At 62.4% G+C, this 15,147-nt stretch carries 20 protein-coding genes; 3 read left to right on the top strand and 17 right to left on the bottom strand.

All coding sequences use genetic code 11. From position 1 onward, the window contains the following. The first annotated feature begins 93 nt into the window (after window positions 1–93). Window positions 94–318, top strand: a complete 225-nt coding sequence (locus tag BMZ35_RS02565) for a hypothetical protein (RefSeq protein ID WP_093090594.1) — start codon at window positions 94–96, stop codon at window positions 316–318. Window positions 319–325: 7 nt separating this feature from the next. On the opposite strand, the gene BMZ35_RS02560 is transcribed toward BMZ35_RS02565, so the two are convergent. The 3 genes from BMZ35_RS02560 to rplS all read right to left on the bottom strand — a co-directional run bounded on the left by BMZ35_RS02560 (window position 326) and on the right by rplS (window position 2,819). Beyond that, complete coding sequence (locus BMZ35_RS02560) at window positions 326–2,062, bottom strand: adenylate/guanylate cyclase domain-containing protein (RefSeq protein ID WP_165609986.1); 1,737 nt, start codon at window positions 2,060–2,062, stop codon at window positions 326–328. A gap of 149 nt (window positions 2,063–2,211) precedes the next feature. Next, window positions 2,212–2,433 (bottom strand): 50S ribosomal protein L31, encoded by a 222-nt coding sequence (rpmE, locus tag BMZ35_RS02555; RefSeq protein WP_093090590.1) that lies wholly within the window; start codon window positions 2,431–2,433, stop codon window positions 2,212–2,214. A gap of 11 nt (window positions 2,434–2,444) precedes the next feature. Then, window positions 2,445–2,819 carry a 50S ribosomal protein L19 gene (gene rplS, locus BMZ35_RS02550; RefSeq protein WP_093090588.1) on the bottom strand — a complete coding sequence of 125 codons (375 nt, stop codon included), beginning with the start codon at window positions 2,817–2,819 and terminating at the stop codon, window positions 2,445–2,447. A 423-nt stretch (window positions 2,820–3,242) separates the two neighbouring features. Here rplS and BMZ35_RS02545 point away from each other — a divergent pair, with 423 nt between their 5' ends. Together BMZ35_RS02545 and BMZ35_RS02540 are read left to right on the top strand one after the other, a co-directional pair. Next, window positions 3,243–4,052, top strand: coding sequence for a glycoside hydrolase family 25 protein (locus BMZ35_RS02545; RefSeq protein WP_093090586.1), 810 nt, complete (start codon window positions 3,243–3,245; stop codon window positions 4,050–4,052). Between the two features lie 97 nt (window positions 4,053–4,149). Further along, window positions 4,150–5,448, top strand: a complete 1,299-nt coding sequence (locus BMZ35_RS02540) for an FAD-dependent oxidoreductase (RefSeq protein ID WP_093090584.1) — start codon at window positions 4,150–4,152, stop codon at window positions 5,446–5,448. 56 nt (window positions 5,449–5,504) lie between these two features. Here the strand turns inward: BMZ35_RS02540 and BMZ35_RS02535 are convergent, their stop codons facing one another. From BMZ35_RS02535 to ffh, 14 genes are all read right to left on the bottom strand, one after another. Next, the gene (locus BMZ35_RS02535; RefSeq protein ID WP_093090582.1) at window positions 5,505–5,837 is read right to left on the bottom strand and encodes a YegP family protein; all 333 of its coding nucleotides are present in this window, start codon (window positions 5,835–5,837) and stop codon (window positions 5,505–5,507) included. A gap of 82 nt (window positions 5,838–5,919) precedes the next feature. Further along, window positions 5,920–6,675: a TylF/MycF/NovP-related O-methyltransferase gene (locus tag BMZ35_RS02530; protein ID WP_093090580.1), complete on the bottom strand. Its 756-nt coding sequence runs from the start codon at window positions 6,673–6,675 to the stop codon at window positions 5,920–5,922. A gap of 80 nt (window positions 6,676–6,755) precedes the next feature. Next, a complete protein-coding gene (gene trmD, locus BMZ35_RS02525; protein WP_242654677.1) occupies window positions 6,756–7,562 on the bottom strand; it encodes a tRNA (guanosine(37)-N1)-methyltransferase TrmD in 807 nt (268 codons plus the stop codon). After that, a complete protein-coding gene (locus BMZ35_RS02520; RefSeq protein ID WP_093090578.1) occupies window positions 7,559–8,365 on the bottom strand; it encodes a sulfotransferase in 807 nt (268 codons plus the stop codon). The genes trmD and BMZ35_RS02520 overlap by 4 nt, the downstream gene beginning before the upstream one ends. Then, entirely contained in the window at window positions 8,362–9,165 is an 804-nt protein-coding gene (locus tag BMZ35_RS02515) for a hypothetical protein (protein WP_093090576.1), read from the bottom strand. Before BMZ35_RS02515 ends, BMZ35_RS02520 begins: the two co-directional genes overlap by 4 nt. Beyond that, a complete protein-coding gene (locus tag BMZ35_RS02510) occupies window positions 9,162–9,947 on the bottom strand; it encodes a hypothetical protein (protein WP_093090574.1) in 786 nt (261 codons plus the stop codon). Before BMZ35_RS02510 ends, BMZ35_RS02515 begins: the two co-directional genes overlap by 4 nt. Before the next feature lie 2 nt (window positions 9,948–9,949). Continuing rightward, a complete protein-coding gene (gene rimM, locus BMZ35_RS02505; protein ID WP_093090572.1) occupies window positions 9,950–10,453 on the bottom strand; it encodes a ribosome maturation factor RimM in 504 nt (167 codons plus the stop codon). 100 nt (window positions 10,454–10,553) lie between these two features. After that, complete coding sequence (bluB, locus tag BMZ35_RS02500; RefSeq protein WP_093090570.1) at window positions 10,554–11,183, bottom strand: 5,6-dimethylbenzimidazole synthase; 630 nt, start codon at window positions 11,181–11,183, stop codon at window positions 10,554–10,556. A gap of 17 nt (window positions 11,184–11,200) precedes the next feature. Then, on the bottom strand, window positions 11,201–11,569 hold the full coding sequence (rpsP, locus tag BMZ35_RS02495; RefSeq protein ID WP_093090568.1) for a 30S ribosomal protein S16: 369 nt from the start codon (window positions 11,567–11,569) through the stop codon (window positions 11,201–11,203). Between the two features lie 70 nt (window positions 11,570–11,639). Further along, window positions 11,640–11,936: a chorismate mutase gene (locus tag BMZ35_RS02490; RefSeq protein WP_093090566.1), complete on the bottom strand. Its 297-nt coding sequence runs from the start codon at window positions 11,934–11,936 to the stop codon at window positions 11,640–11,642. Continuing rightward, window positions 11,929–12,534 (bottom strand): GNAT family N-acetyltransferase, encoded by a 606-nt coding sequence (locus BMZ35_RS02485; RefSeq protein WP_093090564.1) that lies wholly within the window; start codon window positions 12,532–12,534, stop codon window positions 11,929–11,931. Before BMZ35_RS02485 ends, BMZ35_RS02490 begins: the two co-directional genes overlap by 8 nt. Continuing rightward, entirely contained in the window at window positions 12,534–13,088 is a 555-nt protein-coding gene (locus BMZ35_RS02480; protein WP_093090562.1) for a GNAT family N-acetyltransferase, read from the bottom strand. The genes BMZ35_RS02485 and BMZ35_RS02480 overlap by 1 nt, the downstream gene beginning before the upstream one ends. Next, window positions 13,085–13,597 carry a GNAT family N-acetyltransferase gene (locus BMZ35_RS02475; protein WP_093090560.1) on the bottom strand — a complete coding sequence of 171 codons (513 nt, stop codon included), beginning with the start codon at window positions 13,595–13,597 and terminating at the stop codon, window positions 13,085–13,087. The genes BMZ35_RS02480 and BMZ35_RS02475 overlap by 4 nt, the downstream gene beginning before the upstream one ends. Then, on the bottom strand, window positions 13,598–15,115 hold the full coding sequence (gene ffh, locus BMZ35_RS02470) for a signal recognition particle protein (RefSeq protein ID WP_093090558.1): 1,518 nt from the start codon (window positions 15,113–15,115) through the stop codon (window positions 13,598–13,600). Between the last annotated feature and the right edge of the window lie 32 nt (window positions 15,116–15,147).

The raw sequence follows: 15,147 nt of genomic DNA, 5'->3' as shown, positions 1-15,147 counted from the left end.
GTTCAGCTTACAGGGTTTCAGAAATGCTGGTTCGAAATCTACTGCAGTTTCATTCAATATTCACTTGAAAGTTGCGCTTGTGGGAGAAGAACCATGCTCATTCAGGACGAAAAGATGTTGTTTCATGTTTCAGCATTCGATGCAGCCGGCCGGCTTCGGATCAGCCATGATCGGCGGGCTGATGAGGCCGCGCGAGAATTGGCTCTGGTCCGAAGGGTGGCGCGTCGCGGTGCAGTGTGGGCTGTCCTAGTAAGGGTGATCGCGCTGGTGCGTAACGACCCGGCGCCGAAGAGCGTGCAGCCCAAGCCCATTGTTTGAAAGGTGCCTACTCGGGCATCCCGGCGCGGCGCAGCCCTTCGAGCCAGCGTTCGTGATCGTCCGGGTAGCGGATCGGGACGATGTCGCGCACCATGGACACGGTCAGGCCGGGCATGAGCGCCAGCAGGCGTTGCATGGTGGCTTGCGCGGCTTCGCTCTGACCGATCATGGCCTGTGCTGCGGCCAGTTGGCGCAAGGCGGAGGCATAATTGGGAAATTCCGCCAGTACCTCGTTGCAGACCTCTATGCAGCGTTCGTAATTCTCGTCGAGATAGGCTGCGATGCCGTGGCCACCATACCAGAAGGCGCGATAGGGATCGCGCGGGCTGAGGGTCGTGGCGCGTTCCGCACTTGCGCGGGCGGCGGCGTACTCGCGGCTGACACCATGGAAGGCGGCCAGAACGCCGTGGGCGTTGGAGAGGTTCGGGTTGAGCTGCAGCGCCCGGTTGAGGTGCAGCGGCGCCTTGTCATAGTCGCGCCCGAACATGTAGGCCATGCCAAGGATGCTGTGGGCCGTGGCGTCGGATTCATCGGCCTTCACGGCGTCCTGCCCATGGCGGATCGCTTCGGCAATTGCGACCTTGGTGTCGCGCCGCCACAGGTGCAGCATGGCGTGCATCTTGGCCAGCGCAAGGATGGCGTGGGCGTCCGAAAGGCGCGGATCGAGCGCGATGGCGTCCGTGGCAAAGGCCTGCGCCCTGGCGATGCTCTCTTCGCTCAGATGCCCGATATACCAGCGTCCGAGCAGGATTTTTTCCCAGGCGTTTGTCTCGGTTTCCGCCTTGCGGCGCGAGCGATGCGTTTCGGCGTTGAGCGCCTCGGGCGCGACGGAGGCGACGATGGCTTGGGTGATTTCGTCCTGAACCGCGAAAATGTCGTCAAGGTCGCGGTCAAACCGCCCGGCCCAGAGATGGGCACCGGTGGCGCCTTCGATGAGCTGCGCGGTGACACGTATCCGGTTACCAGCCTTGCGGACTGACCCCTCGAGCAGATAGCGCACGCCAAGCTCGGCGCAGACATCCTCGGCCCGGACAGGTGTGCCTTTGTAGGTAAAGCTGGTGTTGCGGGCGATGACGAAGAATTCGCGAAAATGCGACAGCTCGGTGATGATGTCCTCGGAGATGCCGTCGGAAAAGAACTCCTGATCCGGGTCGCCCGACATGTTGTCAAAGGCGAGCACCACGATGGAGGCTTTCTTGAATTTCTCGGGGTCTTGCGTAGGGCGCGGGCTGCGATGTTCGGGGGTCCATGTCAAAACGGTGACTGGGGCAGGGAAGTTTTTGAGCGTTTGCGGGCCGATGTCGTCAAAGCGTTCTGCCAGATGGGGGGCGAGGTGGGCATGGGCGCTGGCGGATAATGCGATGCCGCCTTCGGGGGCCAGCGCTTCGAGACGTGCAGCGATGTTGACGCCGTCCCCGAAGATGTCTTCGCCCTGTTGGATGATATCCCCGATATTGAGGCCGATGCGGAAGGTCAGGGGGGCATCGAGGCCGGGGACGGTTTCTGGTGGGGTGCTCTGAAGTGCGAGGGCGCATTCGGTGGCGTTGGTAATACTGGGAAACTCAACCAGTGCGCCGTCGCCGAGGAGTTTAACGATCCGCCCGCCATTGGCCTTCACCGCCGGTTTGAACACGCTGCGCAGGTTCCGGCCAAGAGCGGCGACGGTGGCGTCTTCGTCGCGCGCCATCAGCCGGGAAAACCCGACGACGTCGATGGCGAGAATGGCGGCGAGTCTGCGCTGCATTTTGCGGGTCCCAAAATTGTGTCCGGCCAGAGTGGCACGGGTTGGTGGAATCGCAAAGGAGAATGCAGGGACAACGCGCGGGGCTTTGGGGGAAAGAAAAACGCCGCCCCCGAGGGAGCGGCGTTTGCGAAATCGAAACTGGCGTAAGCTTAGAAGCCCAGACCTTCGTATTTCTTTTTGAACTTCGAAACGCGGCCGCCGGCGTCCATCAGGCGGGTGCTGCCGCCGTTCCATGCGGGGTGCACGGAGGGGTCAACGTCCAGAGCCAGCGTGTCGCCTTCGTTGCCGTAGGTCGAGCGCATCTTGATGATGGTGCCGTCGGTCATTTTGACGTCGATGAAGTGGTAGTCGGGATGGGTGTCTTTTTTCATGAGACCACTCCTTACGCTTGCTTGGGCTTGTAGTTGGTATCTTCCGCGATACGGGCCGATTTACCACGACGCGCGCGCAGGTAGTACAGCTTGGCGCGACGGACACGGCCACGACGCACGACGGTGATGCTGTCGATGTTGGTCGAGTGCAGCGGGAACACACGCTCCACGCCTTCGCCAAAGGAAATCTTGCGAACGGTGAACGAACCGGCAATGCCTGAACCGTTTTTACGGCTGATGCAGACGCCTTCGTAGTTCTGCACACGGGTGCGCGTACCTTCGGTCACCTTGAAGCCGACGCGAATGGTGTCGCCAGCTTTGAAATCGGGGATGTCTTTCCCCAAGGCGGCAATTTGTTCCGCCTCGATTTGTGCGATCAGATCCATCTGACCTTCTCCTAACTTGCTCGTGGTTTGGTCCACGAAGATGTATGCGCCTCAGAGCTCTTGGTCTTCTTCCGGGTCCGCATGGATGCGCCCGCCAGAGGTCAGGTCGTCTTTTCTTGTTCGCCTGGCATCCTGCACGCCGGGATCGGACGAAGAAGCCCGAAAGGCGATGCCTGCAATAGCCAAAACGCCCGGAGCCGCGAAAGCGATTCCGAACAGGGGGTCGTTTAAGCAGTTTGCGCCCTGCGATCAAGGGCGGAGTCGGTTTGGGCGGCGAAATTCATGCCACGCGCCGGATTCCGCGCAATTTTCCGCGAGGCGGACATCCGGTGGTTGCAAAATAGGGGGGTGAAGGAGTCTATGGAGGGCAGGGTCCGGGATTGCGCGGGCTTGTTTTCGGGTGTTTGGCACAAGAGAGTTTTCATGCGTATTGGTTTGTTTCTGTGTTTTCTGGCTGTGACCCTGACGGCGTGTGGACGCCGGGCACCGGAACCGCCGCCGCACAAGGCCACGCCCGTGGTGGCCTCTTACCCGGTCGAACAATTCCGCACCTATCCCCGATTCGCGGATGTCGATCCGCATGAATGGGACGGGCGCGCGCCGACCAGCTATCCGATCCACGGCATCGACATTTCGCGCTGGCAGGGGGCGATCGACTGGAAGAAGGCCAAGAGATCAGGGGTGAGTTTTGCCTTTATCAAGGCCACCGAGGGCGGCGACGTCGCTGACCCGAAATTCCGTGAACACATGCGCGGGGCCAAGGCCGCCGGGGTGCCCTGGGGCGCGTATCACTACTACTATTTCTGCCGAAAACCCGAGGAGCAGGCGCGCTGGTTCATCAAACACGTTCCAAAGGGTGCCGATCTGCCGCATGTGCTCGACATGGAATGGAACCCACGCTCGCGCACCTGCAAACGGCGCCCCTCGGAACGTGAGGTCTGGTCGGAGGCGCGGGTGTTTCTCAATATGCTAGAGGCGCATTACGGACGACGTCCGGTTCTCTACACGACGGTGGATTTCTGGCGCGACACGAATATCGGCAAATTGAGTCGGACCGAGTTCTGGTTGCGCTCGGTGGCAGGGCACCCGCAAAAGGTCTATCCCGGCGCCTACTGGACGTTCTGGCAATATACCGGCACCGGCCTCATTCCCGGGATCGAGGGCGAGGTGGACATCAACGTGTTCCGTGGCTCGCCGGAAGGCTTCGGACAGTGGATCGTAGGCGCCTCCTGAGACGCGGTTTTTCTGGACCACGCAGGACAGACGTGCATCCTGTTTCTCAATGGTTTCAAATATCCATTGCGAAATGGGGTGAACAGGAGGGAGCCGCATGTCTGAACGCGCGTGGACAGCGGATGTGCTGGTCGTGGGCGGTGGCACCGCCGGGTTCGGTGCGGCGGTGGCGGCCGCGCGGCAGGGGCTGGATGTCTGCCTGATCGAAGCCTCGGGCAAGGTGGGCGGGGTGATGGCCTTTTGTCCGGGGATGCCGTGGGGCGCGGCCTATCCCAACGACAGGATCATTGGCGGCCTCATGGAGGAACTTGCCGGGCGGCTGTTTGCGATGACGCCGGCAGCGGCGGAAAAGCGGGCTTGTACCCTGGCGAATTTCGGGCCGGAAATCCTCTACGATCACGATCTGGCCACCCTGACCATGTTTGAAATGCTCGAAGAGGCGGGGGTGCGGGTGCATCTCAATACCACCGCGCTGGCCCCGCGTATGGCGGGCAACCGGGTGGAGGCCGTCGAGGTATTCGATAGGCACGGGGCACATCTGATCGAGGTTGGCGTTGTCATCGACTGTTCCGGGGATGGTGATCTGTCGGCGCGGGCCGGGGTGCCCTATACGCTGGGAGATGACAGCGGCAACCTGATGGGGGTGACGCTGAGTTTTCATATGGTGGGGGCCGACTGGGACCGGGTGTTTGCCGAGGACGATCCCTATTTCACGCGCTACGCGGCCATGGGCATTGCGCAAGGGCGCCTGCACCCGGACCTCGCACAGCTCTACATGATGAAAGGTTTCCATCGTGACACGGTGTTTTGCAATTCGGTGGTGATCCGGGGCGTGGACGGGACCGATGCGCGCGCCGTGGCGGCGGCGACGCAGGAAGGGCGGCGGCGCTGCAGGCAACTGGCGGAATTCCTACGCGCGGATTTGCCGGGGTTCGAGGCTGCGCGGATGATGTATCTTGGTCCCACTGTCGGTGTGCGCGAGACGCGCCGACTGGAGGGGATGTACCGCGTCACCGGAGCAGACCTTGCGGCGGCTACGCAGTTCGAGGACGGGATTGTCTGCTGCGATAACCCGGTGGACGATGTCATGCGGGGGGCGCGGATGACCCATGACGCGATCGTCGGGCAGGGGGCCTATTACACCATCCCGTTCCGGTCGCTGGTGCCGCGCGACATAGGGAACCTGATGTTTGCGGGGCGGATCATCTGCGCGGACCCGGTCGCCTTTGCCTCCGTGCGGGGGATGCCGCAATGCATGGCCATGGGGCAGGCCACGGGCACGGCGGCGGCGCTGGCCTTGCGGGACGGGCTGTCGGTGCAGGAGGTGGATCGCGTGAAGCTTGTCGCCGATCTGCAGGCGCAAGGCGTGCGCGGGATTGGAGGCGCCGCGCTTTAGGTCATTCAAGGGGACGCCGGACCGCTTTGGAAGTGGCCCGGCATCCTGTCTTCTGATCAGGTCAGGTCTTCGATGCGCGCATCGGGCGCGTTTTTCTTGACGGACTCGATGCCATTGTCACGGCCCGAAGTGCTTTCGTAGCTTTCCGAGGTGCCGATCACCTGGCCGTTGGTGGCCTTGAGGTTGAACATATGCTTGCCCGACTTGGTTTCCTTGCGCTCATAGCGCGCGTCCTCGGGGGCGTTCTTCTGGACCGACGCGATGCCGTTCTCGGCGCTGGCTTTCTGTTTGTAGCCTTCGCTGGCGAGGATGATTTCGCCGTTGCCTGCCTTGAGGCGGAAGCGGAATTCACCCGCCTTGTCGGTGTAGAGTTCAAATTTTCCAGCCACTGCCCAAATCTCCCTAGTTACGTGTGCTTGGGCGGAGTAAACCACCAAAGCACGGGTGACTGCAAAAGGAAATTGGCAGCGCCTATTGTTTGATCACAAGACCCTGGCCCGTCGGGATTTCGAGAATGCTGTGTTGGCGCGCTTCCATGAATGCGTTTTCGGCATGGCGCTGAGCCGCGTATCCGGTCCATCCGTAGTCGTCGAATATGATCAGTCCCCCGGAAACCACCTTGTCAAAAAGCGCATCAAGCGCCGCGATTTCCGAGGCGGCGGAGTTCATGTCGATCAGCAGCAGGGAAATCTGATCCGGGCATTCGGTCTTGAAGGTGTCGGGGACGATGCCCCGCACGACGCGGACGTTCGGGTATCTGGAAAACCGGCGGATGACGTGTTTGTAAAGGGCATCGGGGTCGTTCCCGGTTTCTTTTTCATAGATTTCGTTCGAACGGTTTTCGGAGTTCAGTTCCGAAGGGATCCCCGAAAACGTGTCATAGAGGTACAGTTGTTTGTCGACCGTTTCGAACGCGAGGTAGTCGGCAATCACCGAAGAGCTGAACCCTTTCCAGACACCACATTCGACGAAATCCCCGGGCAGGTGCAGCGCACGGCGTGCGGCCCAGACCAGGGTGTGAATACGCCACGCAATCGAGAGGTCCTGGTTCGATTCCGCGTTGCGGCGGAGAGCGTCGAGGAACCGTTTGTCCTCGCGAAATCCGGCGGCGCGTTGCAGGCCGATCAGGTTGTCGCCGGCAAACATCGGCCCGCAGAGTTCGCCGAGAGTTTTCAGAGCCTCTTGAAAACGGGCTTTGTTCTCGCCTTCGAAGTTGCCATAGAACATGGGATGCTTCCTTTCGAGGCGCGGCTACGCACAGGATGCGCGCAGCGAGCCCCGCAATTCTGCAACTCATGTCTGGCCTGTCAATCTTTGCCGTCTTTGCGATAGGCCCGCCACATGTCGGGGCGGCGGTCGCGGGTCAACGCTTCGGCCATCTCGCGCCGCCATTTTTCGATGTTGCCGTGATGCCCAGACATCAGCACATCGGGTATGGCGCGGCCCTTCCATTCCGCAGGGCGGGTGTATTGCGGGTGTTCCAGAAGGCCGTTGGAATGGCTTTCATCCTCGATGCTTTCGGCATTGCCAAGCACCGAAGGCAAAAGCCGCACCGTGGCGTCGATCATGGCCTGTGCGGCGATTTCACCCCCCGTCAGCACGAAGTCCCCGAGCGACACTTCCATGATGCCATAGTGATCCAGCACCCGTTGATCGACCCCTTCGAACCGTCCGCAAAGCATTGTCACTCCGTCCGCTTCGCTCCAGGCGCGGGCCATTTTCTGATCGAAGCGGCGACCACGGGGCGAGAGATACACGAGCGGCCACACACCGCGCGCGCCCTGCATGGCGTGTTCAATGGCGTTGCCCAGTACGTCCGGGCGCAGCACCATGCCCGCGCCGCCACCCGCGGGCGTGTCGTCGACATTGCGGTGCTTGCCAACGCCGAAATGGCGCAGGTCGGTCGTTTCAAGCTGCCACTTGCCGTCCTTGAGCGCCTTGCCGGTCAGGCTTTCGCCCAGCACGCCGGGGAAGGCATCAGGAAAGAGGGTGATGATCCGCGCGGTCCAGATCCCGGCGAGGCGGGGATTGTGGGTCATCAATTCGCGTGGTTTCAGCGAAACGGAAATGGCCTTGCGGCCATGCGACTTGGGAGTTTTGGGCGTATCGCTCACGGGGTCTGTCCGGTTTGCTGTTCGTAGGCTGCAATCAAGCGCTGCTTGGCCGTCTTGCGGGTCTCCCTGTCGCTGATATTGCGGTTGAGGTCCAGCAATTCCTGCAAAAGCGCGTCCGGTAGCCGAGTGTTTACCGGGGGAATCTGGGTGAGCGCGGCCTGGGTTTCGCCGTCCATGCCGACAAGGGACAAAAGCGGTGCGGCGAGGCCGAGCGGATGATAGCGCCAGTCCTCAAGCGCGATGCGGTGCAGCGGGACCGGGGCGATTTTTTCCGCCAGCTGATCAAGCAGCGGTGTGAAATGGGCGGCCTTGGCATAGCGGGTCTGGAACTCGGGAAGGTCCATCGTCATGGAAGAGGATTTCACGTGCTCCCAATAGGCACTGGTGAGCCAGCTTTCTGCGTTGCGGGTGGTGAAGACCACATGCAGGTCGGGCGCGGTGTAGCGGCGATGAAAGGCGGCAACGAGTTCCGGGAGAAGGTCCAGCGCGGCGCCATAATCGTCGAGGCCTTCGCGTCCGGGCATGTGGCCTGCGAATTCTTCGGCCGAGGCGATGAGGCCGCGATGCATGTAGTCGGGCTGATCCGCCAGCCATGTGTCGGCGCGGTGGGCAAATTTGGCCAGCGACAGGGGATCGCGCCAAGTCGAGTAGCCTCGAGTGGCGTGCAGCAATTCCTTGAGGCGGAATTTCAGGACGAGGTTGCAATGGGTCTTGATCGCGCCCCGATTGGCCTTGAGCGTCTGTTGCAGGCTGGATGTGCCGGTCTTGTGGAACCCGGCGTGCAGGATGAGGGGGCGGGTCACGGGGTTTTGTCCGCGTTGAGCCATGCGCGCCGGGCGGCGATCTTGGTTTGCGCCACGGTGGCATCATCAAGGTCGGAGCGGTTGGTGGCGAGATAGTCGGCCAAGAGCGCATCGGGGGGCGAGAGGTTGGCCGGGGGCAGGATATCGAGCTGTTGGCGCAGGCGCGCGGGGATGTTGAGCGTGTCAAACAGGATGCCCAGCGGCCCGAGCGGATCATCGGTGAGATCTTCGAGGGGGGCGCTTAGAACCCGGTGCGGCGTGACGGCGCTGCACACGGCTTGGACGATGGCATCAAGATCGGCAGAGGCGGCGTAGTGGGCGGCGTAGCTGTCGAGATCATCGGTCATGCGGATTGCGCGCAGGTGTTGGGCGTGACAGGAACGCAGCCACGCCTCGGGCGCGCGGGTTGTGAAGAAGAAGCTGATGGAAAAGGGCGCGTCAAACGCCTGTTGCGCCGTGTCGCAGAGCGCGCGCATCAGCGCGGGGGCGGCGTCATAGCGGGTCAGACCAAAGCGGCCGGGCATGTGGCCCGAGAGGTCTTCGGAGCTGATCAGGACGGCGCGGGGATCGGTGGGGTCGATCTTGGCAAAGCTGGCGGCAAGTTCGGAGCAGAAGGCGAGAAGGTCGGCCTCGGTGCGACGGATCGAGTAGGCACGGGCGGCCTCGCAGGGGCCGACCATGTTGCGGCGGGTGAAAATCTGGAGCTTGCGGCGCAGCGTCTTGCGGTTGTGCACCAGCATTTTCTGCACGCTGGTGGTGCCGGTCTTGTGAAATCCTGCGTGGACGAGGATTTGCTTCATTCCGCCACCTTGGCCAGTTCGGCACGGGTCTCGTCGCTGAAATAGCCCGGAAAGCGGGTTTCAAGTTCAAGCGCAGCGCGGGCGATATTCGGCGTGGCGACGTCGGCGGCCTCGTCGAGCAGATCGCCGATATCGGCCGTGGACAGAAGGCCCGAGGCCACTTCCGGGCGGGCATAGAGGCGCAGGGCCAGAAGCAGGTAGGCGTCGCTGTGATCGGTGCGTTGCAGGAGGGCGTCGGCAAGGTCGATCGGGGCAGGGTGGGCGGCGCAGGTTTCTTCGATGTCGCGAAGGGCGTCGGGCGTTGCGGGCAGGGCTTCGACCGGGTCAAGAAGGGCGGCGATCTCGTCGGTGAGGGCGTCGTCCGAGGCGTTCAGAAAGGTGCCGGGGGACTCGATGGCCTTCAGGGCCTGATCGAGCGTGGCGTCTATTTCGGAGGCGTTGCAATAGCGCCATGCGCCCCAGAGGCTGGCGCCAACGGTGAGGAGAACCGGCACGGGCAGGGGAATGGCTAGCGGTCCGGTGAGGCGCGAGAGCGCAAGACCGAGGCCCATGCAGGCCGCGACCAGCACGCACTGCACCAGCGCCATGAAAAACAGGGCGAGACCGTCCTGTGGTGACTTGAGGGGCAGTTTGCGCGTCGCGACGATGTAGAAAAGGAAGGCGGCCACAAAGGCCGGGAAGGTTGCGGGCGAGCCATGGCTCAGACCGGCGAGGACCGGGCCGCCATAAAGCGGGAGCGCGAAAAGCGCGATGCCAAGGGGCGTGAAACGGCCCGGCCCCATGTTCAGAACAGGCCCTCGGGCGGGTCTGCGATGATACGGCCCGAGGCGATGTCTACGGTTGGCACGGCGGCATGGGTGAAGGGCAGGAGCACGGTGGAATTCAATCCGGGGCCGTGGATTTCCAGAAGGTCGGTCGAGCCGTGGTTCTGCACCGACTTCACGCGGCCCAGCACGGTGCCGCCGGTGTCGCGCACTTCGAGCCCTACGAGATCGGCGTAGTAATACTCGTCATCCGGCAGGCTCGGCAGACGATCGCGCGGCACGAAAAGGCGCACGCCCTTGAGCGCGTCGGCCTGTTCCTTGGTGGCGATGCCCGAGAGTCGTACGGCCAGCCCGTTCTTGATCGGGCGGGTCAGGGTGACATCAAAGGCAAAAGCGCCGTCTTCGGTTTGCAGGGGCGCATAATCGACGATTGCCTCGGCCTCGGCGGTGAAGCTCTTGAGGCGGACTTCGCCGCGCACGCCATAGGCGCCCGAAATGGCGCCGACACAGACCAGTTCCGTCATCTCATGTCTCCCGGAATTCGCGAGGTCATTTGTCCTTGATCCGCTGGCGGTGTGCAAGGGGCGGGCGGGGCAAATGAGTATTTCTGGCAAGATGAAAGGGTCAGCGGGTGGTCACTGGGAGGGCGGCGCGGCGCGCTTCCCAGCCGACCTGCACCAGTTCCGGCGTGTCGGAATGGACCTCGGGCCAGCCGACGCAAAGATAGGCGACCAGGGACCACTCTTCCGGTGCGTCAAGATCGCGGCTCAGGCGGTCAGGGTCGAGAATCGAGACCCAGCCGACGCCCAGCCCATGGGCGCGCGCCAGAAGCCAGAATTGGGTGATGGCCCCCACGACCGAGTAGCGGCGGGTTTCGGGCATGGTGGCAGCGCCGAGGCCAGCGCCCTTGGGGGTGGTTTCATCGCAAAAGATGGCAAGCTGCACCGGAGCGTTTTCCATGCCGGTGAGCTTCAGTCCGGCATAGAGCGCGGCCTTTTCACCGGAATAGCCCCTGAGGGCGGTGGCATTGGCGGTGCAAAAATTGTCGAGCGCGGCGGTGCGTGCCGCGTCGCTTTCGACGCGGATCACACGCCAGGGCTCACTCAGCCCCACCGAGGGGGCCAGCAGAAACGCGTCGAGGCACTCCGTCAGGAGTGCCTCGTCCACCGGATCGGTGCGGAAGTGGCGCACGTCGCGGCGCCACGTCATTAACCGGGAAAGATCGTCCCGGAAATGCTGCGAGAAGTCGGTCATTTCCGGGAATGTCCTTCTTATTCCTCGGCGGCGGCTTCTTCGGTCGCTGCTGCTGCCTTGGCGGCTTTCTCTTCAGCGCGGTCCTTGGCTTTCTGGCCGGGCTCACCCTTCTTGGGGTTGTTGCGCTCGGTCTTGGTCAGGGTGCCAGAGGCTTCAAGGAAGCGGGCCACACGGTCGGTCGGCTGGGCGCCCTGGTCGAGCCAGTACTGAACGCGTTCCATGTCCAGTTTCACGCGCTCTTCGCTGTCTTTGGGCAGGAGCGGGTTGTAGGTGCCCAGTTTCTCAATGAAACGGCCATCGCGCGGCATGCGGCTGTCGGCCGCGACAACGCGGTAGAAGGGACGTTTTTTCGAGCCGCCGCGGGCGAGACGAATTTTCATAGCCATGGGGTTTCTCCTTTGAATGGCAGTGCACCGATGGTGCGATTTGGTGTGCGGTGCGTGCAGTGCACGCACCCTACGTTTGGTGTTGTTTGTGGTGCTGAATGACTTCAGCGATGATGAAGTTCAGAAACTTCTTGGCGAATTCGGGGTCGAGATCGGCCTCTTGCGCCAATGCTTCGAGCCGCGCGATCTGGGCCGCTTCGCGGTTGGGATCGGACGGGGGAAGGTCGTGTTCGGCTTTCAGTTTCCCGACAGCCTGCGTGTGCTTGAAACGCTCGCCCAGCGTGTAGACGAGGATCGCGTCCAGACGGTCGATGCTTTCACGATGTTCCTTGAGCACCTCGGCGGCGCGGGTCACGGCGTCAGTCAAGGGCGTATCCTTTCGGTTTGAACATCGGGTCGGCATAGTGGCTGATTTCCATTTCGATGCCGTGGTTGATCTGGCTGTCCGCCAACTTGGCGGCAGAGGGGTGGCGATAGACCACGTCGTTGCCATCGACCGAGGGGGCCTCCTTGTCCTTGACCGCGCCAAGCCGTTCGGCGAGGCGGATCGAGTCGAGGTTCTTGGGGTCGAGATAGGACACCGCGCCCTCCCAGCCGAGCTGGTTATAGAAGTACTTGCGCGCCGCATGGGTGGCTTCGAGCGCATAACCCTGACCGGCCTTGTCGGGCCAGATGATCCAGGCCAGTTCGGCCTCGGGCCATGCGGCGGGTTTCCAGCCACCGGCCATGCCATAGGTTTCATCCGTCACCTTGTCGTGGATCATCCACATGCCATAGCCGCGAATGTTCCAGTGGCCGATTTCGGCGGCATAGAGCATCCAGGTTTCATAAGGGTTCAGAGGGCCGCCCATGAAGCGGGAGCGGTAGGAGGCGAAGGTGGCCTTGAAGGCGGCGTAGTCCTCGGCCTCGGGGCCGCGCAAGACCAGACGCTTTGTTTCAAGGACGGGGATGTTCTTGGTTGCCATTATGCGTACGCCTCCATTCCGCCGTTGACCAGAGCGTCCGGGCCAAGGTGGCGCCAGATCTCGATCGTTCCGTATTCCGGGTCTTCGTGGTGTTTTTCGAAAGACGCGCCAAGCCGTCGCGCCACGGCCTTGGAGCCTTCGTTTTCGGGGGCGATCTGCGAAATTGCCGTGTCCCAGCCAAGCACGTCATAGGCATGCGCGCGCGATGCCAGCGCAGCTTCGGTGGCAAAGCCTTTGCCCCATGCGTGCGGCATCAGCGTCCAGCCGATTTCACGTTCGAGCCAGCCGTCAGGGTACCAAAGGCCGACGCGGCCCATGTATTGCCCGGTTTTCTTTTCTTCGAGCGCCCAGAAGCCAAAGCCGCGCAGGGCCCAGTGGCCGATCATCATCGCCATCGAACGCCACGCACGGTGCGGGGGCATCGGGCCGCCGACAAAGCGGGCGTCGTCGCTGGCGAGGAAAGCTTTTTCAAAGGCGATGTCGTCTTCGCAAAGCGCGCGCAGGATCAGCCGTTCGGTTTCCAGCGTGGGAATCGAGAATGAGGTGACGGTCATTGCATCGGCTCCGTAGTCAGGTGGAACGTCAGGCAACCGGGATACCAGTCGGGTGCGTCCTGATCGGTCAGCACGGCGCCAAGCTTGCGGGCCACGGCGAGCGACGCGGCATTGTCGGGCTGAACGAGGATTTCCAGCAGGGTCCAGCCTGCTTCGCCAAGGAGGTGGTCGCGCACGGCGGCGGCGGCTTCGGTTGCGTACCCGTTGCCTTCCTCGGCGCCGTCCCAGAGGGTCCACGTGAGTTCGGGGGCTTTGTCCCCTTCGATCATCAACGGGCCGACATGGCCGATCGGGCGATCCTCAAGCGTGATGGTGTAACGACCAAAGCGGCGGATTTGCCAATGACCGAGAACGGTGGCGAATTTTTCGAAACACTGCGCCTTGGTATAAGGACCACGTACAAAATGGCTGCGCGGCCCCATGTAATAGGCCGTGTATGCCGGCAGGTCCGAAGGCTCGGGCCGGCGCAGCCGCAGACGCGGCGTGGTTATGACCGAGGCGACGGTCACTTACTTTTTCTTCCCAAAGCCGGAGAGACCGGGGGGCAGGCCGCCCATGCCGCCCAGACCGGGCAGACCGCCGGGCAAGCCGCCCTTGCCGCCAAGGGCCTTGGCTGCGGCTTCCATCTGTTTCGGGTCCATGCCGGCGGCCATTTCCTCGGGGCTGGGGCCGCCTTTGCCGAACATCTCGCCAAGTGCGGACTTGAGCATCTTGCCTTTGCCCATCTTGCCCATCTTCTTCATCATGTCCGACATCTGGCGCTGCATCTTCAAGAGCTTGTTGAGGTCGGAAACCTCCATGCCGGAGCCTTTGGCGATGCGCTTTTTGCGGGAGGCCTGAAGGATCTGGGGGTTGGCGCGTTCCATCTTGGTCATCGACTGGATCATGGCGATCTGGCGCACGATCATCTTGTCGTCAAAGCCCGCGTCCTGCACGTTCTTGGCCATTTTCGCCATGCCGGGCATCATGCCCATCAGGCCTTCCATGCCGCCCATCTTCTGCATCTGTTCGAGCTGCATTTTCATGTCGTTCATGTTGAAGCGGCCCTTCTGGAACCGTTTCATCATGCGCTCGGCCTGTTCGGCCTCGATGGTTTCCTGTGCCTTTTCGACAAGGGCAACGATGTCGCCCATGCCAAGGATACGGCCTGCGATCCGGTCGGGCTCAAACGTTTCGAGCGCGTCCATCTTTTCGCCCAGACCGACGAATTTGATCGGCTTGCCAGTGACAGCGCGCATCGAGAGCGCGGCGCCGCCGCGGCCGTCGCCGTCCATCCGGGTCAGCACGACGCCGGAGATGCCGATCTTGCCGTCGAATTCCTCGGCCACCTCGACGGCAACCTGACCGGTGAGACCATCGACGACGAGCAGCGTTTCGCGCGGGTTGACCGCGTCGCGTACGTCTTCGACCTCTTTCATGAGGACTTCGTCGATCTGCAAACGACCGGCGGTGTCGAGCATGTAGACGTCATACCCGCCCAAGGTCGCCTGTTGCTTGGCGCGCTTGGCGATCTGGACGGCGGTTTCGCCGGGTACGATGGGCAGGGTGTCTACGCCGATCTGCTGACCCAGTACGGCGAGCTGTTGCATGGCGGCGGGGCGGTAGATGTCGAGGCTGGCCATCAGCACGCGCTTGCCGTTCTTGTCGGTCAGGCGCTTGGCGAGCTTGCCGGTGGTGGTGGTTTTACCCGAGCCCTGCAGGCCGACCATCAGGATCGGTGCGGGCGGGTTGTCGATCTTGAGTTCGCCGGGCTCCTCGTTGTCGCCCTGAAGAACATGCTTGAGTTCGTCATGCACGATCTTGACGACCTGCTGACCCGGCGTGACCGATTTGGTCACGGCCTGGCCGGTGGCCTTTTCCTGAACCGCTTTGACGAAGTCGCGCGCAACGGGGAGCGAGACGTCGGCCTCCAAGAGGGCAACGCGCACCTCGCGCAGGGCGGTTTTGACGTCGTCTTCGGAGAGCGCGCCCTGTTTGGTCAGGCGGTCAAAGACACCGGACAGGCGTTCGCTTAGATTTTCAAACATCGCTCACCGGCTCCTTCTCACCGTTTCCAACT

Source organism: Shimia aestuarii (assembly GCF_900114635.1).
GTDB classification, from domain to species: Bacteria; Pseudomonadota; Alphaproteobacteria; order Rhodobacterales; family Rhodobacteraceae; genus Shimia; species Shimia aestuarii.
The sequence above is the reverse complement of the archived record's forward strand: the minus strand, read 5'-3'. Positions and strand labels throughout refer to the sequence as shown.